Below are 25566 nucleotides of genomic sequence, written 5' to 3'. Positions count from 1 at the left end.
CACCCGCACGAGTGGCAGATCCGACCCGCCCGTATATGAACGCAAAAGTAAAGAAGCGGGGCCAAGCCTTCCGCTTGACCGGGCCCAGGAGTACAAAGGAGTCAACGGCCCGCGAGACCAAGGACATCCGCGAGGATCACCTTTCACGCACAGAAGGCCCCACGGACCGCGCATGAAAGCCGGGTACCCACGCGACGTCGACCCGTCGATTACGGGCCAGCCGCACCAGGTGACGGGCAGAGAACCCGACCTGATGGGCGTATCTCGAGGACGCTTGGTAACTGGGCGGACGTGCCAGCGGCGGTACCGGACCCGGTACCGCCGCAACTCTTTACACCGGCGCGTCGGCCGGCAGCCCTCACACCACCATGGCGGGCCTGCTCATGCGGCGCCGCGCTGCAGCGCTTCGCACACGGCCGTGGATTCCCTGACGCCCAGTTCCACGGAACGCCCACAATGGGCGATCCACGCGGCCATGCCTTCCGGGCTTCCCGACAGATACCCCTCGAAGGCCGCGACGTAAGCCGCGCGGCCCTGCTCCGCGTGGCCGACCTCGGCGGGGCAGATCGACTTGGGGTCGAGCCCGCTGCCGATCAGCACGATCCGCTCAGCCGTCCGGGCGACCAGGCCGTTGCGCGAACCGAAAGGCCGCAGAGCCAGCAGTTCACCGTGCACCACGGAGGACGTCACCAGCGCGGGAGCGGAGCTGCCGGCGATGATCAGCCGGGACAGCCCTTCGAGCCGCCCCGCCACCTCGTCCGCCTCGGGCAGGGGCGCTTCGATCAGCGGCTCGTCGACCGGCTCGCCCGTCAGCCGGGGCCTGCCGACCGCGTCGTCGGGGGTCGCACCACCGGCCGCCACCAGGTGCAGTCGGGCCAGCACACGGAGCGGCGACTGCCGCCAGATCGAGAGCAGTTGCCCGGCCTCCGCAGTGAGCCTCAGGGCGGCACCGACGGTGCGCGCCTCGTCCTCGCCGCTGAAGTCCGTGCGCCGACGCACCTCTTCGAGATTCCAGTCGGCGCCCGAGAGCGCCGCGGAACCGCGAGCCCCTCGCAGGGCCGCCTCCGCGGTGACCTCGTTACTGCGACGCCGCATGACCCGGTGCCCGTAGACGCGGTCCACGGCCTTGCGTACGGAGTCCACCGCATCGGTGACCCCCGGCAGGTCACCCAGGGCGGCAAGCGGGTCCGGGGAAGTCGTACTCATAAGTAGGGAGGCTACGCGCCCCGGGTTCGCATCCCACCCAGGAGTGGCCTTCTTCACGAAGGATGACAGCACTGGGCGATTACACCGCTACCCTAGGTGAACATGAAGATCGCTTTCGTGGGGAAGGGCGGCAGCGGCAAGACGACGCTGTCCTCGCTCTTCATCCGCCACCTCGCCGCCAATGAAGCCCATGTCGTCGCGGTGGACGCCGACATCAACCAGCACCTCGGGGCCGCCCTAGGCCTGGACGAGGCGGAGGCCGCCGCGCTGCCCGCCATGGGAGCCCAGCTTCCCCTGATCAAGGACTACCTCCGGGGAAGCAACCCCCGCATCGCATCCGCCGCGACGATGATCAAGACGACACCGCCCGGGGAGGGATCCCGGCTCCTGCGCGTCCGTGAGGACAACCCGGTCTACGACGCCTGCGCCCGCACGGTCCGGCTCGACGACGGGGAGGTGCGGCTGATGGCCACCGGCCCGTTCGCCGAGTCCGACCTCGGCGTCGCCTGCTACCACTCCAAGGTCGGGGCGGTGGAGCTCTGCCTCAACCACCTGGTCGACGGCCCGGACGAGTACGTGGTCGTCGACATGACGGCTGGGTCGGACTCGTTCGCGTCAGGAATGTTCACACGCTTCGACATGACCTTCCTGGTCGCCGAGCCGACCCGGAAGGGCGTCTCCGTCTACCGCCAGTACAAGGAGTACGCGCGGGACTTCGGTGTCGCGCTGAAGGTGGTGGGCAACAAGGTGCAGGGCGAGGACGACCTCGAGTTCCTGCGCTCCGAGGTCGGCGACGACCTGCTGGTGGGGGTCGGTCAGTCCAACTGGGTCCGGACGATGGAAAAGGGCCGCCCGGCCCCGTTCGACCTGCTGGAGGCGGACAACCGAATGGCGCTGCAGGCCCTGCAGAACGCCGCCGAGGACTCCTACGAGCTACGCGACTGGGAGCGCTACACACGGCAGATGGTCCACTTCCATCTCAAGAACGCGGAGAGCTGGGGCAACGAGAAGACGGGCGCCGACCTGGCTGCCCAGGTCGACCCCGCCTTCGTCCTGCACGAGCACCGCGCGGAAGCGGAGGCCGCCCAGCCGGTCTGACCCGGAGGGGCGGCGCCCGGAGTGATGCCTAGTCCGCGCTCCCGGCGGCTCCCGTGTCCGCCGGCTGCTCAGTCGGCCGGGCAGGCGCGGAGCTGCCGGCGGGCTCGGCCGGAGCCGTTCCCGTCAGGAACGCGGGCCAGCCCGGCTTGGGCGCCTGCCCCACCTTCAGCTTCCCCAGCCGGGCGAGCGTCGCGGGGTCCTGCGCGTCCAGCCAGTCGGCGAGCTGGCGGAAGGAGACGCACTGCACGTCGCGCTGGGTGCACACCGTCTTGATCGTCTCCTCGATCGCACGCATGTAGGTGCCACCGTTCCAGGATTCGAAGTGGTTGCCGATGATCAGAGGGGCACGGTTCCCGTTGTAGGCGCGGTCGAACGCCTGGAGCAGGCCGTCCCGCATCTGGTTGCCCCAGAACTGGTGCTGGTCCTCGTCGCCCTGCGTCGTGCCTGACTGGTTGAACATGAAGTTGTAGTCCATCGAGAGGGTCTCGAACGCTCGCCCCGGTACGGGGACGAGCTGTAGGGGAAGGTCCCAGAGCCCGTCCTTCTTCGCAGGCCAGACCTGGTTGCCGATGCCGCTGGAGTCGTAGCGGAATCCCATGGTCCGCGCGGCGGCGACCATGTTCTTCTGCCCCTCCAGGCAGGGGGTGCGGGCGCCGATCAGTTCCTTGTCGTAGTCGAAGGGCAGCGGCGCTTCACCCTTGAGGGCCGGGGTGTTGGTCTTCCAGCTCTTCACGAACGACTTCGCCTGGTTGATCTCGCTCTTCCACTCCTCGACCGACCACGTGCCGACACCCCCGTCGGGCCCGCAGAAGTGCCCGTTGAAGTGAGTGCCGATCTCGTTGCCGTCCTGCCACGCGGCGCGCAGCTCGGTGAGGGTGTCGCGAATGCCCTTGGTGTCGTTGAACCCGATGTCGGAACGGCCCGCCGAGTGCTGGGGCGGATCGTAGAGCGCCTTCTTCTCCTCCGGCAGGAGGTACACGCCGCTGAGGAAGTAGGTCATCTTCGCGTCGTACTTCTTCGCGACCGCGCGGAAGTGCGAGAAGAGCTTCTGGCTGTCCTCGCCCGCGCCGTCCCACGAGAACACCACGAACTGCGGCGGCTTCTGGCCCGGCTGGAGACGCTTGGCCGCGGGGAGTTTCGGCTGGGTCCCGGTGAAGGCGGTGGAGCCGTCACCGATGAGGCCGACCGCTCCCTTCGGTGCCGCCGCGGGCGAGTTCCCCTCCGAAGGGGCCGACTCCTTCCCCGCTCCGGGCCCGGGGCTGGCGTCCCCCGAACCCGAGCAGCCGGCCAATCCGGCGACCAGCGCCGTGACCACGGCGCCCAGTGCGATCCGCTTCGTGGCGGCCATCATCCGTCCACCCTCTTCCTCACAGGATTCGTGCGTTGAAGTGCCGACACGGCGCCGTCAACGTCACACGCAGCCCCATCGGAATCAGTACGACAAGCCGAATGAAAAGCTGCTTATTCACTTGAAAGGGTGACTCAATGGGCTATTTGCTCGAAAGCATGGACACCTTTCTTTACTCTCCATTACGATTCGTTTACGGAGAGTTGAAACATCCCGCCGCTGTACCCCACCGCCGCAAGCCGTGATCCACGGCCGCCGTCACTCACTTACCGCGACCGCGCTGCCCCGGAGGAGACGGGAACATGTCTGCCTGCGTCCCTACCCGCAACGACCACTCATCCCGTAGTCCGCACTCTTCACGCGCCTCGGGACTCAAGCGTCCACACAGCCCGCCACCGCCCCACCGCGGACGTTTCCGCGTCTCGGGAGCGGATCTGTCCGCGTCGATCACCGTCTTCCTCATCGCCGTTCCCATGTCGCTCGGCCTCGCCGTCGCCATGGACGCCCCACTGGCCGCCGGCCTGGTCTCGGCGGCGATCGGCGGCATCGTCGCCGGCCTCCTGGGCGGCACACCGCTCCAGGTGAGCGGCCCTTCCGCCGGACTCACCGTGGTCACGGCCGAATTGATCCAGATCTACGGCTGGCGCACCACATGCGCGATCACCATCGGTGCGGGGCTCCTGCAGATCCTGCTGGGCACGCTGAAGGCCGCGCGCAGCGCCCTCGCTGTCAGCCCGGCCATCGTGCACGGCACGCTCGCGGGCATCGGTGTGGCCATCGCCCTCGCCCAGCTGCACATCGTGCTCGGCGGAGCCCCGCAGAGCACAGCACTCGACAACGCCCTCTCGCTCCCCACGCACCTCACGCAGGCCAAACCCGCCGCCCTCGCCATCGGAGCCCTGACGGTCCTCCTCCTCGTCGTGTGGCCGCGCCTGCCCAGCCGGATCGGCGCCTCACTCCGCAGAATTCCGGCCGCCCTCGCGGCCGTGGTCATCGCGACGGCCGTGGCAGCCGTCGCCATGCCGGGAATCGCCCGCGTGGACCTCCCGTCATGGCGGGCACACGCACTGCCCGAGCTGCCGCAGGGCCCGGTGGCCGCGCTGGCAACGGCGGTGTTCACGGTCATGCTCGTCGCGAGCCTCGAATCGCTGCTCGCCGCGGTCGCCGTGGACAAACTGGCCGCGGACCGGGCGACGGCCGCCACCAAGGCCGGAGCCACACCGCCCGCCCCCGTCGAGCGGGCCGACCTCGACCGGGAGCTGCGCGCCCAGGGCATCGCCAACGCGGTGTCAGGACTGGCCGGAGGACTTCCCGTGTCCGGCGGTGCCGTGCGCAGCTCCGCGAACGTACGGGCGGGCGCGGAGAGCCGCGCCGCCACCGTGCTGCACGGTGTGTGGGTGCTGCTGGCGGCCTTGTTCCTGGTGACCGTGCTCGAATGGATCCCGCTGGCGGCGCTCGGCGCCCTGGTGATGGTCGTCGGCATCCAGATGGTGAACTTCGCCCACATCCGCAAGGTCCACCGACACCGGGAGTTCCTGGTGTACGGCGCGACGATCAGCGGCGTGATCCTGGCCGGGGTGCTCAAGGGCGTGGCGATCGGCATCGTGGTGGCGGTGGCGGTTGCCCTCCACCGGCTGGCCCGGACGAGGATCACCGTGACGGAGCGGGACGACGGCCGTTACCTGGTGGCCGCACGCGGCCAGCTGACCTTCCTTGCCGTCCCCCGGCTCAGCCGCGTACTCGGAAGGCTCCCCCACGGGATCCACGCCGTGGTCGAGTTGGACGGCTTCTTCATGGACCACGCAGCGTACGAGACGATCCAGGACTGGTACGCGGTGCAGACCGCGATGGGTGGCCGCATCGAGTTCACCGGGCGTTCCGGAGGCCGGATCGCGGAGCCTGCGTCCGCGAGCCACTCCTGCTGCCGGCCCTGGACGCCGTGGCGCAACCATCACTGCCATCACCAGCGACAGGATGCCGCAACGACCACCGCCGTCGCCTCGCACACCCTCTCGCAGCCGGCCTCCTCCGCTGGCTCCGAACGCGCCCAGGTCCATCGGCGCGGTTCCCACCGGCTTCTCAGCGGCCTCAGTTCGTTCCAGCGCACCACAGCGCCATTGGTCCGTGAGGAGTTGGCCCGGCTCGCCACCGAAGGGCAGCGGCCCTCGCAGCTGTTCCTCACCTGCGCGGACTCCCGCCTGGTCACCAGCATGATCACAGCGAGCGGCCCGGGTGACCTCTTCACCGTGCGCAACGTCGGCAATCTGGTGCCGACACCGGGCACCGGGGAGTCGACGAGCGGCGACGAATCCGTGGCTGCCGCCATCGAGTACGCGGTGGATGTGCTGGAGGTCGAATCCATCACGATCTGCGGACACTCCGGATGCGGGGCCATGCAGGCCCTGCTGGCAGCCCCGCCGGAGACTCCCCGGACACCACTGTGGCGCTGGCTGCGGCACGGCCTGCCGAGCCTGGAACGCATGCGTTCCCGCCACCACTCCTGGGCGCGCATCGCCGGACGGCTGCCCACCGACGCGGTGGAACAGCTGTGTCTGACCAATGTGGTGCAGCAGTTGGAACATCTGCGCACCCATGAGTCGGTGGCCCGCCGTCTGGAGGCGGGCACCCTGCACCTGCACGGCATGTACTTCCACGTCGGTGAGGCCCAGGCCTATCTGCTGACCGAGGGCGCGAGTTCCGGAACGGGGCCCGACGAGGTCTTCGCCCGGGTCGCTCCAGGAGCGGTATGGGGTGCGGAGCCCGCCACGGAAGAGCCGCGCGTCGCCCCCGGCAGCACCGTGGGCGCCTGAACCACTCGCATTCCTGGTCCGTGAGACCTTGTGGTCCCGCTTCCACATCGCAGAGTGCTGCTTGAGGAAGCGGGGCCCGTGACTCCGCGCGCGGGACACAGGTCTAAACCAATTTCCGGCAGACACTTGTCACCTGGCCCGCGGCCTGATGAGCTGTCCCCCGGGACACAACGGACACCCTGGGAATGGGAGATGTCGTGAGCAACGAAAGTCTGGCCAATCTGCTCAAGGAGGAGCGGCGGTTCGCACCGCCTGCCGATCTGGCCGCGAACGCCAACGTGACGGTGGAGGCGTACGAGCAGGCCGAGGCGGACAGGCTGGGCTTCTGGGCCGAGCAGGCCCGCCGCCTGAGCTGGGCCACCGAGCCGACCGAGACGCTCGACTGGAGCAACCCGCCCTTCGCGAAGTGGTTCGCCGACGGCAGGCTCAACGTCGCGTACAACTGCGTGGACCGTCATGTCGAGGCGGGCAACGGCGACCGGGTCGCGATCCACTTCGAGGGTGAACCCGGCGACAGCCGCGCCATCACCTACGCGGAGCTGAAGGACGAGGTCTCCCGCGCCGCCAACGCGCTGACCGAGCTCGGTGTCGGCAAGGGGGACCGGGTCGCCGTCTACCTGCCGATGATCCCGGAGGCCGCCGTAGCGATGCTGGCCTGCGCCCGCATCGGCGCAGCGCACTCGGTGGTGTTCGGCGGTTTCTCCGCGGACGCCATCGCCGCCCGCATCCAGGACGCCGACGCCAAGGTCGTCATCACCGCCGACGGCGGCTACCGCCGTGGCAAGCCCTCGGCACTCAAGCCGGCCGTGGACGACGCCGTGTCCCGCATCGAGAGCGTCGAGCACGTCCTCGTGGTCCGGCGCACCGGGCAGGACACCGCGTGGACCGAGGGCCGTGACGTCTGGTGGCACGAGATCACCGCGAGGCAGTCCGCCGAGCACACGCCCGAGGCCTTCGAGGCGGAGCAGCCGCTCTTCATCCTCTACACCTCGGGAACCACGGGTAAGCCGAAGGGCATCCTGCACACCTCCGGGGGTTACCTGACCCAGGCGGCGTACACCCATCACGCGGTCTTCGACCTCAAGCCCGCGACCGACGTGTACTGGTGCACCGCCGACATCGGCTGGGTGACCGGACACTCGTACATCGTCTACGGGCCGCTGGCCAACGGGGCGACCCAGGTCATGTACGAGGGCACGCCCGACACGCCCCACCAGGGGCGCTTCTGGGAGATCGTCCAGAAGTACGGGGTCACGATCCTGTACACGGCGCCGACGGCGATCCGTACGTTCATGAAGTGGGGCGACGACATCCCCGCGAAGTTCGATCTGTCCTCGCTGCGTGTCCTCGGTTCGGTCGGTGAGCCGATCAACCCCGAGGCCTGGATCTGGTACCGCAAGCACATCGGTGCCGACGCCTGTCCGATCGTGGACACCTGGTGGCAGACCGAGACCGGCGCCATGATGATCTCGCCGCTGCCCGGGGTCACCACGACGAAGCCCGGTTCGGCGCAGCGTGCCCTCCCCGGCATCGCGGCCACGGTCGTCGACGACGAGGCGAACGAGGTTCCGAACGGCGGGGGCGGCTACCTCGTCCTCACCGAGCCGTGGCCTTCGATGCTCCGCACCATCTGGGGTGACGACCAGCGCTTCATCGACACGTACTGGTCGCGCTTCGAAGGCAAGTACTTCGCGGGCGACGGGGCCAAGAAGGACGACGACGGCGACATCTGGCTGCTCGGCCGGGTCGACGACGTCATGCTCGTCTCCGGGCACAACATCTCGACCACCGAGGTCGAGTCGGCACTCGTGTCGCACCCCTCGGTCGCCGAGGCCGCCGTGGTCGGGGCCAACGACGAGACGACCGGTCAGGCCATCGTCGCGTTCGTGATCCTGCGTGGCACCGCCACGGCCTCCGAGGAACTGGTCGCCGAGCTGCGCAATCACGTCGGCACGACCCTCGGGCCGATCGCGAAGCCGAAGCGTGTGCTGCCGGTGGCGGAGCTGCCGAAGACCCGTTCGGGCAAGATCATGCGCCGCCTGCTGCGCGATGTCGCCGAGAACCGCGAGCTGGGCGATGTCACGACGCTCACGGACTCCTCGGTGATGTCTCTCATCCAGACGCAGCTGCCTTCCGCCGCCTCCGAGGACTAGCCCCGCCCGGGCCAGGACCGCCGGAGTGACGGGCGGTCCGCCCCGCGGGCAGGAAGGGGCACCCGGCAACGGCCAAGGGTGTCCCTTCCTGCGGGACCGGAGTCGGGGGCTGCCACGGGGGACGGAGAACACCCGGGCACGCCTGACTGCGGGGTGATGACCGGCCGGGCGGCGGACACGCGGCCGGCCACCGGGCGGTGGGTACCGGATCCGGATACGTTTCCGGTACCCCAGGTAGAGTGGTGATCTCGTCGGGCGCAGCGCTCGGGCACGTTCACGTGCCGGCCGGTGCGCAGGGCGAGGACCGGGAAGACAACGACATAGAAAATCTCCACAGGGGCGCCGGGAAGTCTGGTCGGCATGTGTATCCGCCATGCCACCACTGCCGTCATCAGACCCGGAGGTCTCCCCCGTGGCCCCGCCCGTTCCCCCGTCCGGCCGCCGCCTTCTGCTCGGCCGGCTGCCCCTCCCCGAGCGCAACTACGTCGCCGAAGCCCTTCGCACCGAGACGGTCGGCGGCGTCATCCTGCTGGTCGCGGCCGTCGCCGCGCTGATCTGGGCCAACACCTTCGGCGCCGCCTACGCGGCCGTCAGCGGCTTCCACTTCGGCCCTCAGGCGCTGGGCCTCGACCTCTCCGTGTCGCACTGGGCGGCCGACGGACTGCTCGCCGTCTTCTTCTTCGTCGCGGGCGTCGAACTCAAGCGTGAACTGGTCGCCGGTGAACTCCGTGACCCCCGCGCCGCGGCCCTGCCCGTCGCGGCGGCGCTCTGCGGCATGGCCGTCCCGGCCGTCGTCTACACGGTGACCGCCGTGGCGGGTGGCGGCTCCCTCTCCGGTTGGGCTGTCCCCACCGCCACCGACATCGCGTTCGCGCTCGCGGTCCTCGCGGTCATCGGCACGTCGCTTCCGGCCGCACTGCGTGCCTTCCTGCTGACGCTCGCCGTCGTCGACGACCTCTTCGCGATCCTCATCATCGCGGTCTTCTTCACCGACAGCATCGACTTGCTGGCCCTCGGCGGAGCGCTCGCCGGACTGGCCGTGTTCTATGTACTGCTGCGTACCGGGGTGCGGGGTTGGTACATCTACCTGCCGCTCGCCCTGACGATCTGGGGGCTGATGTACAACAGCGGCGTCCACGCGACGATCGCGGGCGTCGCGATGGGGCTCATGCTGCGCTGCACCAGGCGTGAGGGAGAGGCGCGCTCGCCGGGCGAACACATCGAGCACCTGGTGCGTCCGCTCTCGGCCGGCGTCGCGGTTCCGCTGTTCGCGCTCTTCTCGGCCGGTGTCACCCTCAAGGGCGATGCCCTGGCCGGCGTCTTCACCCGGCCCGAAACGCTCGGGGTGGTGCTCGGCCTGGTCGTCGGCAAGACCATCGGTGTCTTCGGCGGCACCTGGCTCGTCACCCGCTTCACCAAGGCCGAACTGAACAAGGACCTCGCCTGGGCGGACGTCTTCGCCGTCGCCACACTCGCCGGTATCGGATTCACCGTCTCGCTGCTCATCGGCGAACTCGCCTTCGCCGGCGACGACGGCATGATCAACGAGGTCAAGGCCGCGGTCCTCGTCGGATCCCTGATTGCCGCCGTACTCTCCGGTGTACTGCTCAAACTGCGGGTACGGACCTACAGGACGCTGTACGAGGCCGAGGAACTCGACGCGGACTCCTCGGGGGTGCCCGACGTCTACGAGCAGGACGACCCGGAGTACCACCTGCGCATGGCCGCGGTGCACGAGAGGAAGGCCGCGGAGCACCGCCGCCTTGCCGAAGAGGCGGGGGCAGCGAGCAGCAAGCCGGACAGTCCGGCATGATCGGACATCGGATGTACGGAAGAGGAGAGGGAGTCAGGGATGAGCGACCCCGGCAACTACGCGGGCAGCACCGACCGTAGTCTCGGACAGCTGTTCGCTTCGGCCACGGCTGAGATGTCCGCGCTGGTGCACGACGAGATCGCCCTGGCGAAGGCCGAGGTGCGTCAGGACGTGAAGCGCGGGGTGATCGGCAGCGTGGCGTTCATCGTCACGGGTGTGCTGATCCTGTTCGCGATCCCGGTGCTGAGCTTCGCCGCGGCCTACGGGATCCACAATCTGGGGCTCGGTCTCGCCTGGTCGTTCCTGATCGTCGGCGGCGCCTTCATCCTGCTGGGGATTCTGCTCGCCCTGTTCGGACTCGCCAAGTTCAAGAAGGTCAAGCCGCCGGAGAAGTCCATCGCCTCGGCCAAGCAGAGCGCCGCGGTCCTGCAGGGCGTCAAGCCGCACCCTCGGCCGGCCGTCGGCGCGCGGGCGATCGAACAGGCCCAGGGCAGCACGGTCTCGGACAGGGCCATCGAGAACCGTCCTGTCCAGGACAAGGCGGTCTCTGTGACACGCTCGTCCACATGACCGACCCCGATTTCAGCGCATCCGGCCCGGTGGGGCCGCTGGGGCCGGCTGCCGGTTCCGGCGGCCCCGTGCGGCTCGACGGTCCGTGGACCCACCGCGATGTGGCGGCCAACGGCGCACGCTTCCACATCGCCGAGCTGGGCGACGGACCGCTGGTGCTGCTGCTGCACGGCTTCCCGCAGTTCTGGTGGACCTGGCGCCATCAGCTGACCGCCCTGGCCGACGCCGGGTACCGCGCGGTCGCGATGGACCTGCGCGGGGTCGGGGGCAGCGACCGTACGCCGCGGGGTTACGACCCCGCGAACCTGGCGCTCGACGTCACCGGTGTGATCCGGTCCCTCGGCGAGCCGGACGCCGCGCTCGTGGGGCACGACATGGGCGGCTACCTCGCCTGGACGGCGGCGGTGATGCGGCCGAAGCTGGTTCGGCGGCTGGTGGTGTCGTCGATGCCGCACCCGCGCCGCTGGCGTTCCTCCATGCTGTCGGACCCCGCGCAGTCCCGGGCCGGTTCGCACATCTGGGGTTTTCAGCGCCCCTGGGTCCCGGAGCGTCAGCTCGTCGCGGACGACGCGGCGTTGGTGGGCCGCATGATCCGTGAGTGGTCGGGGCCGCGCACCCCTGACTTCCCCGACGACCGCACCGTGGACGTCTACCGGCGTGCGATGTGCATCCCGTCGACCGCGCACTGCTCGATCGAGCCGTACCGCTGGATGGTGCGCTCGCTGGCCCGACCGGACGGGGTCCAGTTCAACCGGCGGATGAAGCGGCCGGTGCGCGTACCGACCCTGCACCTCCACGGTTCGCTCGATCCGGCGATCCGGACGCGCAGTTCGGCGGGGTCCGGCGAGTACGTCGAGGCGCCGTACCGGTGGCGACTTTTCGACGGTCTGGGGCACTTCCCCCACGAGGAGGATCCGGTCGGGTTCTCGACCGAACTCATCAACTGGCTCAAGGATCCTGAGCCCGACCGGTAGGCGACGGGAACGCTCGTCCGACGAACAGCCAAGTGCCCACCGCATAAGCCAATTGGCTGACTCCCGCACGATTACCGACCTTGGGTCACGGGCAGACGTCGGGGTATGGGCTGGACGCGCGACTTCAATGACGCAGCACGCAACCGCCGCTCGACCGCTCCTGCTGGTCAGAGCATTCACGAGGGGGGCGGCTCCCGGAGCCGGGTGCACGATGTGAGCGATTTCCATGATCTCCGGCTGGGTATTCCGCGCATTCTCCACCGCCGGGCCCGCTGGGTCTCGGCGCGTCTGCGCCATCCCCGTGGCTGACACGGGGAACGACAGCCGGCACACTCCGCGCAGGTTCCCGGATCCGTCAAGATCCGGGGGCCCGTGCACGCCGCCCGCACGGTGGCCTCCGGCTCCCTGGGGCGGGCCCGCCTCCGGCCGGAAGTAACCAGCGGCGTCGGTAGCCGGGAGCCCGTCCTGGGCGATCACCACGGGCGGCCCCTGCGCCCCGCTGGTCTCACCGCCGGCGACCGGTGGTCCCCGGCTTCCCCGTCTCCGCCCGCGGCACCCGACGGCCTTTGAGGCGCCCCGGTCCCGTCCGTCGGCGCCCCGTGCCCTCCGGGGTCCCGGGCTCCGTCCGGCAGCCGGACACGTCCGTGCCCCCGAGGGGGGCCACCGCACCGGGCGATCGCAGCCGGGCGTCACCGTTCCGGAGGGAGGCCCCGCGCCCGGACGGAGGCGGGCTCAGTGCCTCAGAGCGCGCATCCCTGGCTGTCGACCTGCTGGGCCGCGGACCTGCCGAGGGCGATGTCCTGTCGGATCTCGTCGGCCGTCAGCGCGTAACCCGTCTCCGGGTCGTCGAGCGACTTGGCGAACACCACCCCGTACACCTTGCCGTCCGGAGTGAGCAGCGGGCCGCCGGAGTTGCCCTGGCGGATGGTCGCGAACAGCGAGTACACATCGCGCCGCACGGTGCCCCGGTGGTAGATGTCCGGGCCGTTGGCGTCGATACGGCCCCGGATGCGGGCGGAGCGTACGTCGTAGGCGCCGTTCTCCGGGAAGCCGGCGACGATGGCGCTGTCCCCGGTCTGCGCGTCCTTGTCGGGGGCCGTGAAACGCAGCGGCTCGGCCTTCAGGTCCGGGACGTCCAGTACGGCGATGTCCCGCTGCCAGTCGTAGAGGACGACCTTGGCGTCGTACAGCCGGCCCTCGCCGCCGATCTGGACGGTCGGCTCGTCGACGCCGCCGACCACGTGGGCGTTGGTCATCACCCGGCGCTCGGAGAAGACGAAGCCGGTTCCTTCGAGGACCTTGCCGCAGCCCGGAGCCATGCCGACGACCTTGACGATGGACTTCTTGGCACGGGTGGCGACCGGGCTGGAGGCCAGTGCCGGATCGGGGGGCTCCACCTCGGTGATGGTCTCGTTGGCGAAGGGGCTGAAGACCTGCGGGAAGCCGTTCTGCGCCAGGACGGACGAGAAGTCCGTGAACCAGTTGGAGGCCTGATCGGGCATCACGCGGGACACCCCGAGCAGGACCGAGGAGCTGCGGACCTCCTTGCCCAGCGTCGGCAGCGACGTGCCGGCCAGTGCGGAGCCGATCAGCCACGCGACCAGGAGCATGGCCACCACGTTGACCAGGGAGCCGCCCGTGGCGTCCAGGGCGCGCGCCGGTGACCACGTGATGTGCCGGCGGAGCCTGTTGCCGAGGTGGGTGGTGAACGCCTGGCCCACCGAGGCGCACACGATCACGATCACGACCGCGACGATGGCGGCGGTGGAGGAGACCTCCGACCCGTCGGTCACCTTGTCCCAGATGACCGGCAGCAGGTAGACGGCCACGAGACCGCCGCCCACGAAACCGATCACGGACAGGATGCCGACGACGAAACCCTGGCGGTAGCCGATGACCGCGAACCACACGGCGCCGACGAGCAGCAGGATGTCCAGCACGTTCACCGTCTATAGCCTCGCAGATTCGTCACCTGGCCCGTCCGGTTCGACGGGGTCCGGGCCAGGCCCGGAACAGCGCAGCACGGGAGTCAGCCTGTCATGCGCGCCGGTCGAGCGGCACCTGCCTGGTCCTGTCCCAGGGGCGTTCCCACCCCGCGTAGTGCACAATCCTGTCGATCACACCTGCCGTGAATCCCCAGACCAGAGCGGATTCGACCAGGAACGCGGGACCTTGGTGGCCGCTCGGATGGACGGCCGTCGCCCGGTTGGCCGGATCCGTGAGATCCGCCACGGGGGCGGTGAAGACCCGTGCGGTCTCGGCCGGGTCCACGACTCCCACCGGGGAGGGCGTCCGCCACCAGCCGAGGACGGGGGTGACCACGAAGCCGCTCACCGGGATGTAGAGCCGGGGCAGCACCCCGAAGAGCTGGACACCGCTCGGATCGAGGCCCGTCTCCTCCTCGGCCTCCCGCAGGGCGGCCCTGAGCGGCCCGGTGGTCGTGTGGTCGCCGTCCTCGGGGTCGAGGGAGCCCCCCGGGAAGGACGGCTGTCCGGCATGGGAGCGCAGGGAGCCGGAACGCTCCATCAGGAGCAGCTCGGGACCGCGCTCACCCTCGCCGAAGAGGACCAGGACGGCCGACTGGCGTCCGGCACCGCTCTCCGGCGGCAGGAAGCGGCTGAGCTGCGTGGCCCGGACGGTCCGTGCCGCACGGGCGACGGGCTCCAGCCAGCCGGGCAGGCCCTCGGCCGAGACGGTGAGCGTGCCGTCGTCCGGCGCGCCCGTCCCCGTGGTGGCCGCGTCGGCCGCGGCCCGTGTGCTCTGTGCGTGCGTCATGGGCACCCCCGTCGTTCCAACGCCTGTCGTCGGCCATTTCGTTCCGCACGGACCCGCCCCGCGGCCCGGTGGGGGCCTCGCCGACCGCGCTCCGCCGGGGCGCCCGGGCAGGACCGCCGCTCATCCGGCTCCCAGCGGCGGCGCGGGGCTGCCCGGGTAGTCCGGGGGCGGGCTGAGGCGCTGGCCCGGATAGCCGCCCATCTCGTACTTCAGGAGCTTCTTCGCCTTCTCGGGGTCCGTCTCCCCCTCCCCGTAGGCGGGACAGAGGGAGGCGATCGGGCAGGCGCCGCAGGCGGGCTTGCGAGAGTGGCAGATGCGCCGGCCGTGGAAGACGACGCGGTGCGAGAGCATCGTCCACTCGCTCTTCGGGAAGATCGCTGCGATCTCCGCCTCGACCTTCTCCGGGTCCTCCTGCTCGGTCCACTTCCACCGGCGGACCAGCCGCCCGAAGTGGGTGTCCACCGTGATGCCGGGCACGCCGAACGCGTTGCCGAGGACGACGTTGGCCGTCTTGCGCCCGACGCCTGGCAGCTTCACGAGATCCGCCAGCCGGCCGGGGACCTCACCGCCGAAGTCGTCCCGCAGGGCGGCCGACAGCCCCATGAGTGACCGCGCCTTGGCCCGGAAGAAACCGGTCGGCCGGATGATCTCCTCCAGCTTCTCGGGAACGGCGGCGGCCATGTCCTCGGGCGTCGGGTAGGCGGCGAAGAGCGCGGGGGTGGTCTGGTTGACCCTCAGGTCGGTGGTCTGGGCGGAGAGGACCGTGGCCACCAGGAGCTCGAAGGGATTGCGGAAATCCAGCTCGGGGTGGGCGTACGGATAGACCTCGGCCAGCTCGCGGTTGATCCGGCGGGCGCGACGGACCATCGCCAGGTGCGACTCCTGCTTCGCGGGCTTGCCCGACGCCGCTCCCGTCGAGCGTTTCGCGGCTTTCTTCACACTTCGTACAGTCTGTTCGCCCACAGCGGAATCCCTGCCTTCCGACACCCCATCAGCCCCCTTGGCCTGCGCTCTCACCGGCGTACCGGACACCCGGCCAGCCTAGGGCCCGGGGCTGACATCCGCCCCGGTCACCACGTATCCACGCCCGATCGGCCCCCTGCCGTAGGGTCCGGCACGCCCGTGCGTCAAACTGGTTTGTGATCGATCGCACGGTTTTACCGTCCGGCATCATGGAAACGACGCTTCCCTGAACAGGCCGACAAGGAGAGAACTCGTGGACGACGTTCTGCGGCGCGCCCCGCTTTTCGCGGCGCTCGATGACGAGCAGGCCGCGGAGCTCCGCGCCTCGATGAGTGAGGTGACCCTCGCGCGCGGTGACGCGCTGTTCCACGAGGGCGACCCGGGCGACCGCCTGTACGTGGTCACCGAGGGCAAGGTGAAGCTCCACCGCACCTCTCCCGACGGACGGGAGAACATGCTGGCCGTCCTCGGCCCCGGCGAGCTGATCGGTGAGCTGTCGCTCTTCGACCCGGGCCCGCGCACCGCGACCGCGAGCGCGCTCACCGAGGTCAAGCTCCTCGGCCTCGGCCACGGAGACCTCCAGCCCTGGCTGAACGCGCGCCCCGAGGTGGCCACCGCGCTGCTGCGCGCCGTCGCCCGCAGGCTGCGCAAGACCAACGACCAGATGTCCGACCTGGTCTTCTCCGACGTACCGGGACGCGTCGCCCGTGCACTCCTCGACCTGTCGCGCCGCTTCGGCGTGCAGTCCGAGGAGGGCATCCACGTCGTCCACGACCTGACCCAGGAAGAGCTCGCCCAGCTGGTCGGCGCCTCCCGCGAGACCGTCAACAAGGCGCTCGCGGACTTCGCGGGCCGCGGCTGGCTGCGGCTCGAGGCGCGCGCCGTGATCCTGCTGGACGTGGAGCGGCTGGCGAAGCGCTCCCGCTGACGCCCCACCGACACCGGAAGGCCCCGCCCTCGGGCGGGGCCTTCCGCACGGGACCGGCCGGTCAGATCAGGCCGTGCTCGGCCAGGTACTCCAGCTGGGCCCGCACCGACAGCTCCGCCGCCGGCCGGAGGGAGCGGTCCACGTCCGCGTACACCGCGGCCACCACCTCGGCGGGGGTGCGGTGCCCCGCCTCCACGGCCGTCTCCACCTGGGCCAGGCGGTGCGCGCGGTGCGCCAGGTAGAACTCGACGGCGCCCTGCGCGTCCTCCAGCACCGGCCCGTGCCCCGGCAGCACCGTGTGCACCCCGTCGTCGACCGTCAGCGAGCGCAGCCGGCGCAGGGTGTCCAGGTAGTCGCCCAGCCGCCCGTCCGGGTGCGCGACGACGGTGGTGCCCCGCCCGAGGACCGTGTCGCCCGTCAGCACGGCCCGGTCGGCCGGCAGGTGGAAGGAGAGCGAGTCCGCGGTGTGCCCCGGGGTGGGGACGACCCGGAGTTCGAGCCCGCCCGTGGTGATCACGTCGCCGGCCGCGAGCCCCTCGTCGCCCAGGCGCAGCGCCGCGTCCAGGGCGCGCACCTTGGTCCCCGTGAGCTCGGCGAACCGGGCGGCGCCCTCCGCGTGGTCGGGGTGCCCGTGGGTGAGCAGGGTGAGGCCGACACGCCTGCCCGCCCTCTCCACGGTGTCGACGACGGCCCGCAGGTGCACGTCGTCGAGCGGCCCGGGGTCGATCACGACCGCGAGGCCGGAGCCCGGTTCCGCGACGATCCAGGTGTTCGTGCCGTCCAGCGTCATGGCCGAGGCGTTGGGTGCCAGGACGTTGACGGTCCGGGTGGTGGCGGGCCCGGAGAGGACCCCGCCGCGGGGCTGCCCGGGCAGTGCGGCCGCGTCGCTCATGCGGGGTCCCCGTCGGCGCCGCCGGCCGCCGGGACGTGCCGGGTGAACTCGTCGTGCCCCGGCCAGGTCAGCACCAGCTCGTCGCCCTCCATACGGGCCTCTGCCAGTACGGGAGCCAGGCTCCGGGATTCCGCCGCCTCCAGCGCCTCCGCGGCCGTCCCGTACGGCCTCAGTGCCCGCAGGGTGGCCACGGTGGGCGGCATCATCAGCAGGTCACCCCTGTCGTAGCCGTCGGCCGCGTCGCCGGGCCGGATCCACACCGTGCGGTCGGCCTCGGTGGAGATGTTCCTGGTGCGCTGCCCCTGCGGGAGCACGGCCACGAAGAACCAGGTGTCGTAGCGCCGCGGCTCGAAGGCCGGGGTGATCCAGCGGGCCCACGCGGCCAGCAGGTCGGAGCGCAGGACCAGGCCGCGGCGGTCCAGGAACCCGGCGAAGGACAGCTCCTTGGCGACCAGCGCCTCGCGGTCGGCCTCCCAGTCGGCGCCCGTGGTGTCGCTCACGACGGTGCCCGCGGTCGGTCCGGCCAGCAGCACGCCGGCCTCCTCGTACGTCTCGCGGACGGCCGCGCAGACGACGGCCTGGGCCTCCGCCGCCGTACCGACGCCGAGCCGTGCGGCCCAGCTCTCCAGGGACGGCCCCGCCCAGCGCACGAGCCGGTCGTCGTCGCGCGGGTCGACCCCGCCACCCGGATAGGCGTACGCCCCGCCGGCAAAGGCCATGGACGTCCGCCGGCGCAGCATGTGGACGGCCGGACCGGTGGTTCCCGGCCCCGGGGCGTCGTCCCTGAGCAGCATCACCGTGGCGGCGCGCCTGGGGGTCACGGCCGTCAGCTCGCCGCTGTCGAGGGCCCGGATCCGGGCGGGCCATTCCGGTGGGTACCACTGACCGTTGGGCATGGCCGGAGGCTATCCGGAACCGCGCCGATGTTCGAGAGGTCCCGGACGCGGTCTCTGCCCCTTACACGCATGATCCCGCCCGGTCGCGGGACCGGGCGGGACCGAAGGGAGCGGAGATCAGGCGTCGACGAGCTCGACCTGGATCTCGACCTCCACCGGCGCGTCCAGCGGCAGCACCGCGACGCCCACGGCGCTGCGGGCGTGCACGCCCTTGTCGCCCAGGGCCGCGCCCAGGAGCTCGCTCGCGCCGTTGATCACGCCCGGCTGCCCGGTGAAGTCGGAGGCGGAGGCGACGAAGCCCACGACCTTCACGACGCGGGCGATCCGGTCCAGGTCACCGGCGACCGACTTCACGGCCGCCAGGGCGTTCAGCGCACAGGTCTTCGCCAGTTCCCTGGCCTCGTCCGCCGTCACCTCGGCACCGACCTTGCCGGTCACCGCGAGCTTGCCGTCCACCATCGGGAGCTGGCCGGAGGTGTAGACGTACGGCCCGGACCGCACGGCCGGCTGGTAGGCGGCCAGCGGCGGTACGACGTCGGGGAGCGTCAGGCCGAGCTCGGCCAGCTTCGCCTCGACGGCGCCCGCCACTACGCCTTCTCCCGCTTCAGGTAGGCCACGAGCTGCTCGGGGTTGTTCGGGCCGGGAACGACCTGGACCAGCTCCCAGCCGTCCTCGCCCCAGGTGTCCAGAATCTGCTTGGTCGCGTGCACGAGAAGGGGCACGGTCGCGTATTCCCACTTGGTCATGAGCCGACTGTAATGCCTGGCACACGCGGCCTCGTGCGTAGCCTGCCTGCCGACTGGTTAGGCTCGAAGACGTGAGCAGGTTCCAGGTCGTCAGCGGCAAGGGCGGGACCGGTAAGACCACGGTCGCCGCCGCACTCGCGCTAGCCCTCGCGACCGAGGGCAGGCGCACTCTCCTCGTCGAGGTCGAGGGCAGACAGGGCATCGCCCAGCTCTTCGATTCCGGACCACTCCCCTACGAGGAACGCAGGATCGCCGTGGCACCCGGCGGCGGCGAGGTCCACGCGCTGGCGATCGACGCGGAGCGCGCCCTCCTGGACTACCTCCAGATGTTCTACAAGCTCGGCAGCGCGGGCCGGGCGCTGAAGAAGCTCGGCGCGATCGACTTCGCCACCACCATCGCCCCTGGGGTCCGGGACGTCCTGCTGACCGGCAAGGCCTGCGAGGCCGTGCGCCGCAAGGACAGGCAGGGCCGGTTCGTCTACGACCACGTGATCATGGACGCGCCCCCCACCGGCCGCATCACCCGCTTCCTCAACGTGAACGACGAGGTGGCGGGGCTGGCGCGGATCGGCCCGATACACAATCAGGCGCAGGCCGTGATGAGGGTCCTGAAGTCCCCCGAGACCGCGGTGCACCTCGTGACACTCCTGGAGGAGATGCCGGTCCAGGAGACCGCGGACGGCATCGCCGAGCTGCGGGCCGCCGAACTGCCCGTGGGCCGGGTCGTCGTGAACATGGTGCGGCCGCACCTGCTGGACGAGGACGCGCTGCGCACCGCGTCCGGCGGCCGCCGCAAGGAGATCGCGAAGACGCTCACCCGCGCCGGGGTGACGGGCTCAGCCGCGCTGGTACGCCCCCTGGTCGCACAGGCCGCCGAACACGCCCAGCGGGTCGGCCTCGAACGGGAGCAGCGCGCGGTGCTGGCCGGGCTGGGGCTGCCCATGGCCGAGCTCCCGCTGATGGGCGAGGGCGTCACCCCGGCCGCTCTGGAGGAGCTGGCGCAGGAGTTTCGCAAACAGGGTGTGGGCGACGGGACCGCGGACGCGGCGGGGCAGAAGCCCCGGGGCGGGAAGCGGGACGGCTCCGGACGAGGGGTGGGGTCATGACGGTGGACACGGACATCGCACCGGGACTGGAGACCGACGCCCTCCTGGACGACCCGGACATCCGCATCGTCGTCTGCTGCGGCTCCGGCGGCGTGGGCAAGACCACGACGGCGGCGGCACTCGGCGTACGGGCGGCCGAGCGCGGCCGCAAGGTCGTCGTCCTCACCATCGACCCGGCCCGACGGCTCGCCCAGTCGATGGGCATCGACCGGCTGGACAACATCCCGCGCCGCGTCGAGGACATCGAGGGCGACGGCGAGCTGCACGCCATGATGCTCGACATGAAGCGCACCTTCGACGAGACGGTCGAGGCGCACACGGATGCCGAGCGGGCCCGCGCGATCCTGGAGAACCCCTTCTACCAGTCGCTGTCGGCCGGGTTCGCGGGCACGCAGGAGTACATGGCGATGGAGAAGCTCGGGCAGCTGAGGGCGCGCGACGAGTGGGACCTGATCATCGTCGACACCCCGCCGTCCCGCTCCGCGCTGGACTTCCTGGACGCGCCGAAACGTCTCGGCTCGTTCCTGGACGGGAAGTTCATCCGGCTCCTGATCGCCCCGGCGAAGATCGGCGGACGGGCGGGGATGAAATTCCTCAACGTCGGGATGTCGATGATGACGGGGACGCTCGGCAAGCTGCTCGGTGGGCAGTTCCTGCGCGACGTACAGACCTTCGTCGCGGCGATGGACTCGATGTTCGGCGGATTCCGTACCCGGGCCGACGCGACGTACAAGCTGCTCCAGGCGCCCGGCACGGCGTTCCTCGTGGTGGCGACCCCTGAGAGGGACGCGCTGCGTGAGGCCGCGTACTTCGTGGAACGGCTGGCCGCGGAGGAGATGCCGCTGGCCGGCCTGGTCCTCAACCGCGTGCACGGCAGCGAGGCCTCCCGGCTCTCCGAGGAGCGGGCACTGGCGGCCGCAGAAAATCTTGAGGGCGTCGGCATTGTGGATCAGGCGGGCGGGAAGGCTGGCCTTGGTGACCCGGCGGACCCGGTGGCCGCCACCTCTCCCGAAGACCCGGAGTCACCCCCCTCCCCCGAGCACAGCAACGAGCCCGCACCGCACGAGCCGTCACAGCAGGAGCCGCCCCAGCACGACCGGACACCGCGCACCTCGGAACCGCACGGCCGTGGCCGGAAGTCGTCTGACCCGTCCGTGCCATGTACGGACGCGGACGGTCCGGACAAGCCCGCCCCGGACTCCGTACCGGCCGAGGTATCCGTCGAGCAGCTGACCGCAGGACTGCTGCGGCTGCACGCCGAGCGGATGCAGGTCGTCGCGCGCGAACAGCACACGCGCGACCGCTTCACCACGCTCCACCCCGAGGTCCCGGTGGCCGAGGTGTCCGCGCTGCCCGGTGACGTGCACGACCTCTCCGGCCTCAGGGCCATCGGGGAACTGCTCGCGACCGGTTCGGCTTCCGCCCCGGCCTGAGCTGTGCGGGAGCGCTCCGTGCGCTCCCGGGCCGCCCCACGGACGGCCGGTGTCGCGGCGCCTACCCCACGGCGGCGTACGTCTCGTGCATCTCGTCGTCGTGCAGTTCGTCGTCCAGGCCCACCGCTGCGGGCAGCATGCCCGTGGACCGCTCGTACTCACTGCGCGCGGTCTCCAGCAGGCGGCGCCAGGACGTGACGGTCGGCCGTCGGCGCAGCAGCGCGCGGCGCTCCCGTTCCGTCATCCCGCCCCACACGCCGAACTCGACGCGATTGTCCAGCGCGTCGGCCAGGCACTCGGTCCGCACCGGGCATCCGGTGCACACCGCCTTGGCCCTGTTCTGCGCTGCCCCTTGTACGAACAATTCATCCGGATCGGTAGTGCGGCAGGCTGCCTGCGCACTCCAGTCGGTTACCCAGCCCATGCCGGCGCCGTCCTCTCCCGAATCGAGGCTCCCCCACGGCGGCAGCGGCATATTCACCGCTGCCAGTTGAGGACGTTACGGAAGGTGGCGACAGCACAACACCCCCTTCGGGCCCAATCTTGGATGGCCCGAACGGACTATGCGTACGCGGTAGATCACCCAGAGGAGTGACGTGAGGACATACGTCACCATCCCGCCCACAAAGGGACGGAAACCTCAATTCACAACGGACATTCAGTGACACGCAAGGCGAATTCGGGAGCGCCTCGGTGGGTGGCTGAATTCCATTGAGGGCCATGCACGGGGGTTGATACGCCATCGGACTGCTGTGACAGTTGAGAGCAGCTTAGGCCAAGGCCTATACGCGTGTCCGGCGAATGAGAACGTAGGCTGCCCCCATGCCAAAGAAGCGCTCAGGCGGGGGTCTGACGACGACCCAGCAGGCCGCCAAGTTCCTCGGTGTCGCCGCGCTCTCCGGAGCTGTGCTGGCGGGCATCGCCCTGCCGGCCGCCGGCGCACTCGGGCTCGCGGCCAAGGGGACAGTCGAGGGATTCGACGAGATCCCCTCCAACCTCAAGACACCGCCGCTGAGCCAGCGGACCACGATCCTGGACAACGAGGGCGGCGCGATCGCCACGGTGTACTCGCGTGACCGCACCGTCGTCCCGCTCAAGGACATCTCCCCGTACATGCAGGACGCGATCATCGCGATCGAGGACTCGCGCTTCTACGAGCACGGCGCGGTGGACCTCAAGGGCATCCTGCGCGCGATGAACCGCAACGTGCAGGAGGGCGGCGCGGCGCAGGGCGCCTCGACGCTCACCCAGCAGTACGTGAAGAACGTCTTCGTCGAGGAGGCGGGCGACGACCCGGACAAGGTCGCGGAGGCCACGCAGCAGACCATGGGCCGCAAGGTCCGGGAGCTCAAGTACGCGATCCAGGTGGAGGAAGAGCTCGGCAAGAAGAAGATCCTGGAGAACTACCTCAACATCACGTTCTTCGGACAGCAGGCCTACGGGGTCGAGGCCGCGTCCCAGCGCTACTTCTCCAAGCACGCCAAGGACCTCAAGGTCGGGGAGGCCGCGATGCTGGCCGGCCTCGTCCAGTCGCCGACCCGGTACGACCCGGTCAACGACGCGGAAGAGGCGACCAAGCGTCGCAACACCGTGCTGCAGCGCATGGCGGCCGTCGGCAGCATCTCCAGGAGCGAGGCCGACGAGGCCATCGCCTCGCCGCTGGAGCTGAAGGTCCGCAAGCCGAAGAACGGCTGCATCACGTCCGTCAGCGGCGCCGGGTTCTTCTGCGACTACGTGCGCAAGACGATCCTCTCGGACCCCGCGTTCGGGAAGACCGCGGAGGACCGCACCAAGCTGTGGAACCTCGGCGGCCTGACCATCAGGACGACGCTGTCGCCGCGCGCCCAGGAAGCGGCCAACGAGGCCGCGACCTCCAGGGTCAACAAGGACGACAAGGTCGCCGCGTCGGTGGTCCAGGTCGAGCCCGGCACCGGCAAGATCCTCTCGATGGGCCAGTCCAGGCCGTACGGGCTGGACCAGAAGAAGAACGAGACAGTCCTCAACCTCGGCGTCAGCAACAAGATGGGCGGCAGCACCTACGGCTTCCAGGTCGGCTCGACCTTCAAGCCGATCACGGCCGCCGCCGCCCTGGAGAAGGGCATCAGCCCGGCGCAGAGCTACAGCACCGACTGGAAGCTCTCGGTGCCGATGAACTCCTTCCGGAACTGCAAGGGGGCACCCGCCGGAAACGGGAACTGGGACCTCCAGAACGAGATGGAGTCCGAGAAGGGCGCCTTCGACATGACGAGCGCGCTCGGCAAGTCGATCAACACCTACTTCGCCAAGCTGGAGCAGCAGGCCGGGCTGTGCGAGACGGTCACCATGGCGAAGAAGCTCGGCTACGAGCGGGGTGACGGCAAGCCCGTCTCGGACAGCAACCCGTCGATCACGCTGGGCGGCACGGAGAGCACCCCGCTCGGCATGGCGGCCGCGTACGCGACGTTCGCCAACCGCGGCACGTTCTGCACGCCGGTCGCGATCGAGGCCATCACGGACGCGAACGGCAAGAAGGTCGACGTCCCCAAGTCCTCCTGCTCGCGGGCGATGAGCGAGAAGACGGCCGACACCGTCAACCAGATGCTCAAGGGCGTGGTCGAGGACGGCACCGGCACCCAGGCCGGCCTGACCGACCGCGACAACGCGGGCAAGACCGGTACGACCAACGACCGCGTGGACGCCTGGTTCGTCGGTTACACCCCGAACCTGTCCACCGCCGTGTGGGTGGGCGCGGACGTCGGCAAGAAGGTGCCGATGTACGACATCACCATCGGTGGCCAGTACTACGACAAGGTCTGCGGCGGCTGCCTGCCCGGGCCCATCTGGCGGACCGCGATGACCGGCGCGCTGAACGCCTCCGAGACCCCGTCCTTCAACCCCGTCTCGGTGCCGCGCGCCAAGGAGAAGGAGAAGGACAAGGAGAAGGACGGCGGCGACCAGGACACGGGCGACGACAACGAGAAGCCCGGCACCGACCCCATCGGCGGCATCACCCTGCCGCCCGGCATGATCGGCGGCAACCACGGCGGCGGTCGTGGCGGCGGCAACGGTCACTGACCGGTCGGGGCCGCGCGAAGGGGCCCTGATCGGCTCGCGGCAGCCGCCGTCATGACGATGCCATGGTCGCAAGAGCGGCCATGGCATCGTCATGACGCCGTCCTGGGGCGTCGCGAGAGGCTGCGTCGTCGTGATTCATGAGTCCTCGCCTCGCGATTCACGAACCACGAATCGGGAGTCGTGAGTCGGGAGTCGGGAGTCGGGAGTCGTCATGACGAAGGAGGGGCGCCCCCGGCCGGGGGCGCCCCTCCTTCACGCGTCGGTCCTTCAGCCCGCGAGCAGCCTCTTCACCGTGGCGGCGACCCGGCCGCCGTCGGCGAGCCCGGCCACCTTCGGGTTGACGATCTTCATGACGGCGCCCATGGCCCGGGGGCCCTCCGCGCCGGCGCTCCTCGCCTCCTGCACGGCCTGCGCGACGATCACGTCCAGCTCGTCGTCGGAGAGCTGCTTGGGCAGGTACGCGTCGAGCAGCTCGCCCTCCGCCTTCTCCCGCTCGGCCTGCTCCGCCCGGCCGCCCTGCGCGAAGGCCTCGGCCGCCTCACGGCGCTTCTTCGCCTCCTTGGCGATCACCTTCTGGACCTCGTCGTCGGAGAGCTCGCGCGACGTCTTGCCGCTGACCTCTTCCTTGGTGATCGCGGTCAGGGTGAGGCGGAGGGTGGACGAGGTGAGCTCGTCACGCGCCTTCATGGCCGTGGTGAGGTCTTCCTTGAGCTTGGACTTGAGCGTGGTCATGCGTCGATTGTGTCAGGTACCGGGCACCCGCCGCCCTCCTGTTTTCGTCCCACCGCGGCATTTCTGCGA

General features: G+C 70.3%; 22 protein-coding genes. 11 read left to right on the top strand and 11 right to left on the bottom strand.

Annotation, left to right across the window (positions count from 1 at the left end; genetic code table 11):
* Positions 1 to 381 precede the first annotated feature (381 nt).
* Positions 382 to 1206, bottom strand: coding sequence for an oxidoreductase (locus ACFVS9_RS15320; protein ID WP_389932464.1), 825 nt, complete (start codon positions 1204 to 1206; stop codon positions 382 to 384).
* Between the two features lie 102 nt (positions 1207 to 1308).
* On the opposite strand from ACFVS9_RS15320, the gene ACFVS9_RS15315 reads away from it, so the two are divergent.
* Complete coding sequence (locus ACFVS9_RS15315) at positions 1309 to 2304, top strand: ATP-binding protein (protein WP_383114408.1); 996 nt, start codon at positions 1309 to 1311, stop codon at positions 2302 to 2304.
* A 28-nt stretch (positions 2305 to 2332) separates the two neighbouring features.
* Here the strand turns inward: ACFVS9_RS15315 and ACFVS9_RS15310 are convergent, their stop codons facing one another.
* Complete coding sequence (locus ACFVS9_RS15310) at positions 2333 to 3655, bottom strand: hypothetical protein (protein WP_389932462.1); 1323 nt, start codon at positions 3653 to 3655, stop codon at positions 2333 to 2335.
* A gap of 299 nt (positions 3656 to 3954) precedes the next feature.
* Between ACFVS9_RS15310 and ACFVS9_RS15305 the strand changes: the two genes are divergently transcribed.
* From ACFVS9_RS15305 to ACFVS9_RS15280, 6 genes are all read left to right on the top strand, one after another.
* Positions 3955 to 6462 carry a SulP family inorganic anion transporter gene (locus ACFVS9_RS15305; RefSeq protein WP_389932461.1) on the top strand — a complete coding sequence of 836 codons (2508 nt, stop codon included), beginning with the start codon at positions 3955 to 3957 and terminating at the stop codon, positions 6460 to 6462.
* A 185-nt stretch (positions 6463 to 6647) separates the two neighbouring features.
* Positions 6648 to 8615: an acetate--CoA ligase gene (acs, locus tag ACFVS9_RS15300; RefSeq protein WP_389932459.1), complete on the top strand. Its 1968-nt coding sequence runs from the start codon at positions 6648 to 6650 to the stop codon at positions 8613 to 8615.
* 412 nt (positions 8616 to 9027) lie between these two features.
* Positions 9028 to 10428 (top strand): Na+/H+ antiporter NhaA, encoded by a 1401-nt coding sequence (gene nhaA / locus ACFVS9_RS15295; protein WP_389932456.1) that lies wholly within the window; start codon positions 9028 to 9030, stop codon positions 10426 to 10428.
* Positions 10429 to 10467: 39 nt separating this feature from the next.
* Complete coding sequence (locus ACFVS9_RS15290; protein WP_389932454.1) at positions 10468 to 10998, top strand: phage holin family protein; 531 nt, start codon at positions 10468 to 10470, stop codon at positions 10996 to 10998.
* A complete protein-coding gene (locus ACFVS9_RS15285; RefSeq protein ID WP_383114401.1) occupies positions 10995 to 11972 on the top strand; it encodes an alpha/beta fold hydrolase in 978 nt (325 codons plus the stop codon). The genes ACFVS9_RS15290 and ACFVS9_RS15285 overlap by 4 nt, the downstream gene beginning before the upstream one ends.
* 105 nt (positions 11973 to 12077) lie before the next feature.
* Entirely contained in the window at positions 12078 to 12281 is a 204-nt protein-coding gene (locus ACFVS9_RS15280; RefSeq protein WP_383114400.1) for a hypothetical protein, read from the top strand.
* A gap of 431 nt (positions 12282 to 12712) precedes the next feature.
* Here the strand turns inward: ACFVS9_RS15280 and ACFVS9_RS15275 are convergent, their stop codons facing one another.
* The 3 genes from ACFVS9_RS15275 to nth form a co-directional block, all read right to left on the bottom strand.
* Positions 12713 to 13918, bottom strand: a complete 1206-nt coding sequence (locus ACFVS9_RS15275; protein WP_389932450.1) for a MarP family serine protease — start codon at positions 13916 to 13918, stop codon at positions 12713 to 12715.
* Between the two features lie 91 nt (positions 13919 to 14009).
* Entirely contained in the window at positions 14010 to 14747 is a 738-nt protein-coding gene (locus ACFVS9_RS15270) for an NUDIX hydrolase (RefSeq protein ID WP_389932447.1), read from the bottom strand.
* Between the two features lie 120 nt (positions 14748 to 14867).
* Positions 14868 to 15686: an endonuclease III gene (gene nth / locus ACFVS9_RS15265; RefSeq protein WP_383114397.1), complete on the bottom strand. Its 819-nt coding sequence runs from the start codon at positions 15684 to 15686 to the stop codon at positions 14868 to 14870.
* A gap of 277 nt (positions 15687 to 15963) precedes the next feature.
* Here nth and ACFVS9_RS15260 point away from each other — a divergent pair, with 277 nt between their 5' ends.
* Complete coding sequence (locus tag ACFVS9_RS15260; RefSeq protein ID WP_031090867.1) at positions 15964 to 16638, top strand: Crp/Fnr family transcriptional regulator; 675 nt, start codon at positions 15964 to 15966, stop codon at positions 16636 to 16638.
* A gap of 61 nt (positions 16639 to 16699) precedes the next feature.
* On the opposite strand, the gene ACFVS9_RS15255 is transcribed toward ACFVS9_RS15260, so the two are convergent.
* The 4 genes from ACFVS9_RS15255 to ACFVS9_RS15240 form a co-directional block, all read right to left on the bottom strand.
* Positions 16700 to 17530 (bottom strand): MBL fold metallo-hydrolase, encoded by an 831-nt coding sequence (locus ACFVS9_RS15255; protein ID WP_383114396.1) that lies wholly within the window; start codon positions 17528 to 17530, stop codon positions 16700 to 16702.
* Positions 17527 to 18426: an NUDIX hydrolase gene (locus tag ACFVS9_RS15250; protein ID WP_389932442.1), complete on the bottom strand. Its 900-nt coding sequence runs from the start codon at positions 18424 to 18426 to the stop codon at positions 17527 to 17529. Before ACFVS9_RS15250 ends, ACFVS9_RS15255 begins: the two co-directional genes overlap by 4 nt.
* A gap of 117 nt (positions 18427 to 18543) precedes the next feature.
* The gene (locus tag ACFVS9_RS15245) at positions 18544 to 19014 is read right to left on the bottom strand and encodes a RidA family protein (protein ID WP_383114394.1); all 471 of its coding nucleotides are present in this window, start codon (positions 19012 to 19014) and stop codon (positions 18544 to 18546) included.
* Positions 19014 to 19172 (bottom strand): DUF4177 domain-containing protein, encoded by a 159-nt coding sequence (locus tag ACFVS9_RS15240; RefSeq protein ID WP_003967454.1) that lies wholly within the window; start codon positions 19170 to 19172, stop codon positions 19014 to 19016. Before ACFVS9_RS15240 ends, ACFVS9_RS15245 begins: the two co-directional genes overlap by 1 nt.
* Before the next feature lie 71 nt (positions 19173 to 19243).
* Here ACFVS9_RS15240 and ACFVS9_RS15235 point away from each other — a divergent pair, with 71 nt between their 5' ends.
* Positions 19244 to 20278: an ArsA family ATPase gene (locus tag ACFVS9_RS15235; protein WP_383114393.1), complete on the top strand. Its 1035-nt coding sequence runs from the start codon at positions 19244 to 19246 to the stop codon at positions 20276 to 20278.
* The gene (locus ACFVS9_RS15230) at positions 20275 to 21711 is read left to right on the top strand and encodes an ArsA family ATPase (protein WP_389932439.1); all 1437 of its coding nucleotides are present in this window, start codon (positions 20275 to 20277) and stop codon (positions 21709 to 21711) included. The genes ACFVS9_RS15235 and ACFVS9_RS15230 overlap by 4 nt, the downstream gene beginning before the upstream one ends.
* A gap of 61 nt (positions 21712 to 21772) precedes the next feature.
* Here ACFVS9_RS15230 and ACFVS9_RS15225 read toward each other — a convergent pair whose 3' ends face one another.
* Positions 21773 to 22135 (bottom strand): WhiB family transcriptional regulator, encoded by a 363-nt coding sequence (locus ACFVS9_RS15225; RefSeq protein ID WP_383114391.1) that lies wholly within the window; start codon positions 22133 to 22135, stop codon positions 21773 to 21775.
* 398 nt (positions 22136 to 22533) lie between these two features.
* Between ACFVS9_RS15225 and ACFVS9_RS15220 the strand changes: the two genes are divergently transcribed.
* The gene (locus tag ACFVS9_RS15220) at positions 22534 to 24765 is read left to right on the top strand and encodes a transglycosylase domain-containing protein (RefSeq protein WP_389932437.1); all 2232 of its coding nucleotides are present in this window, start codon (positions 22534 to 22536) and stop codon (positions 24763 to 24765) included.
* A 267-nt stretch (positions 24766 to 25032) separates the two neighbouring features.
* On the opposite strand, the gene ACFVS9_RS15215 is transcribed toward ACFVS9_RS15220, so the two are convergent.
* Positions 25033 to 25497, bottom strand: coding sequence for a GatB/YqeY domain-containing protein (locus tag ACFVS9_RS15215; protein ID WP_356532350.1), 465 nt, complete (start codon positions 25495 to 25497; stop codon positions 25033 to 25035).
* Positions 25498 to 25566: the final 69 nt, after the last annotated feature.

This window comes from Streptomyces sp. NPDC058008, assembly GCF_042886395.1.
GTDB lineage: Bacteria > Actinomycetota > Actinomycetes > Streptomycetales > Streptomycetaceae > Streptomyces.
This window is presented reverse-complemented; position numbering and strand designations above follow the sequence as displayed.

Excerpts from the sequence above, each read along its gene's own strand:
- ACFVS9_RS15220 (WP_389932437.1), top strand. The coding sequence starts at position 22,534 with ATGCCAAAGAAGCGCTCAGGCGGGGGTCTGACGACGACCCAGCAGGCC.
- ACFVS9_RS15250 (WP_389932442.1), bottom strand. The coding sequence starts at position 18,426 with ATGCCCAACGGTCAGTGGTACCCACCGGAATGGCCCGCCCGGATCCGG.
- ACFVS9_RS15255 (WP_383114396.1), bottom strand. The coding sequence starts at position 17,530 with ATGAGCGACGCGGCCGCACTGCCCGGGCAGCCCCGCGGCGGGGTCCTC.
- ACFVS9_RS15290 (WP_389932454.1), top strand. The coding sequence starts at position 10,468 with ATGAGCGACCCCGGCAACTACGCGGGCAGCACCGACCGTAGTCTCGGA.
- ACFVS9_RS15280 (WP_383114400.1), top strand. The coding sequence starts at position 12,078 with ATGGGCTGGACGCGCGACTTCAATGACGCAGCACGCAACCGCCGCTCG.
- ACFVS9_RS15305 (WP_389932461.1), top strand. The coding sequence starts at position 3,955 with ATGTCTGCCTGCGTCCCTACCCGCAACGACCACTCATCCCGTAGTCCG.
- acs (WP_389932459.1), top strand. The coding sequence starts at position 6,648 with ATGGGAGATGTCGTGAGCAACGAAAGTCTGGCCAATCTGCTCAAGGAG.
- ACFVS9_RS15320 (WP_389932464.1), bottom strand. The coding sequence starts at position 1,206 with ATGAGTACGACTTCCCCGGACCCGCTTGCCGCCCTGGGTGACCTGCCG.
- ACFVS9_RS15225 (WP_383114391.1), bottom strand. The coding sequence starts at position 22,135 with ATGGGCTGGGTAACCGACTGGAGTGCGCAGGCAGCCTGCCGCACTACC.
- ACFVS9_RS15310 (WP_389932462.1), bottom strand. The coding sequence starts at position 3,655 with ATGATGGCCGCCACGAAGCGGATCGCACTGGGCGCCGTGGTCACGGCG.
- ACFVS9_RS15315 (WP_383114408.1), top strand. The coding sequence starts at position 1,309 with ATGAAGATCGCTTTCGTGGGGAAGGGCGGCAGCGGCAAGACGACGCTG.
- ACFVS9_RS15240 (WP_003967454.1), bottom strand. The coding sequence starts at position 19,172 with ATGACCAAGTGGGAATACGCGACCGTGCCCCTTCTCGTGCACGCGACC.
- ACFVS9_RS15215 (WP_356532350.1), bottom strand. The coding sequence starts at position 25,497 with ATGACCACGCTCAAGTCCAAGCTCAAGGAAGACCTCACCACGGCCATG.
- ACFVS9_RS15270 (WP_389932447.1), bottom strand. The coding sequence starts at position 14,747 with ATGACGCACGCACAGAGCACACGGGCCGCGGCCGACGCGGCCACCACG.
- ACFVS9_RS15285 (WP_383114401.1), top strand. The coding sequence starts at position 10,995 with ATGACCGACCCCGATTTCAGCGCATCCGGCCCGGTGGGGCCGCTGGGG.
- ACFVS9_RS15230 (WP_389932439.1), top strand. The coding sequence starts at position 20,275 with ATGACGGTGGACACGGACATCGCACCGGGACTGGAGACCGACGCCCTC.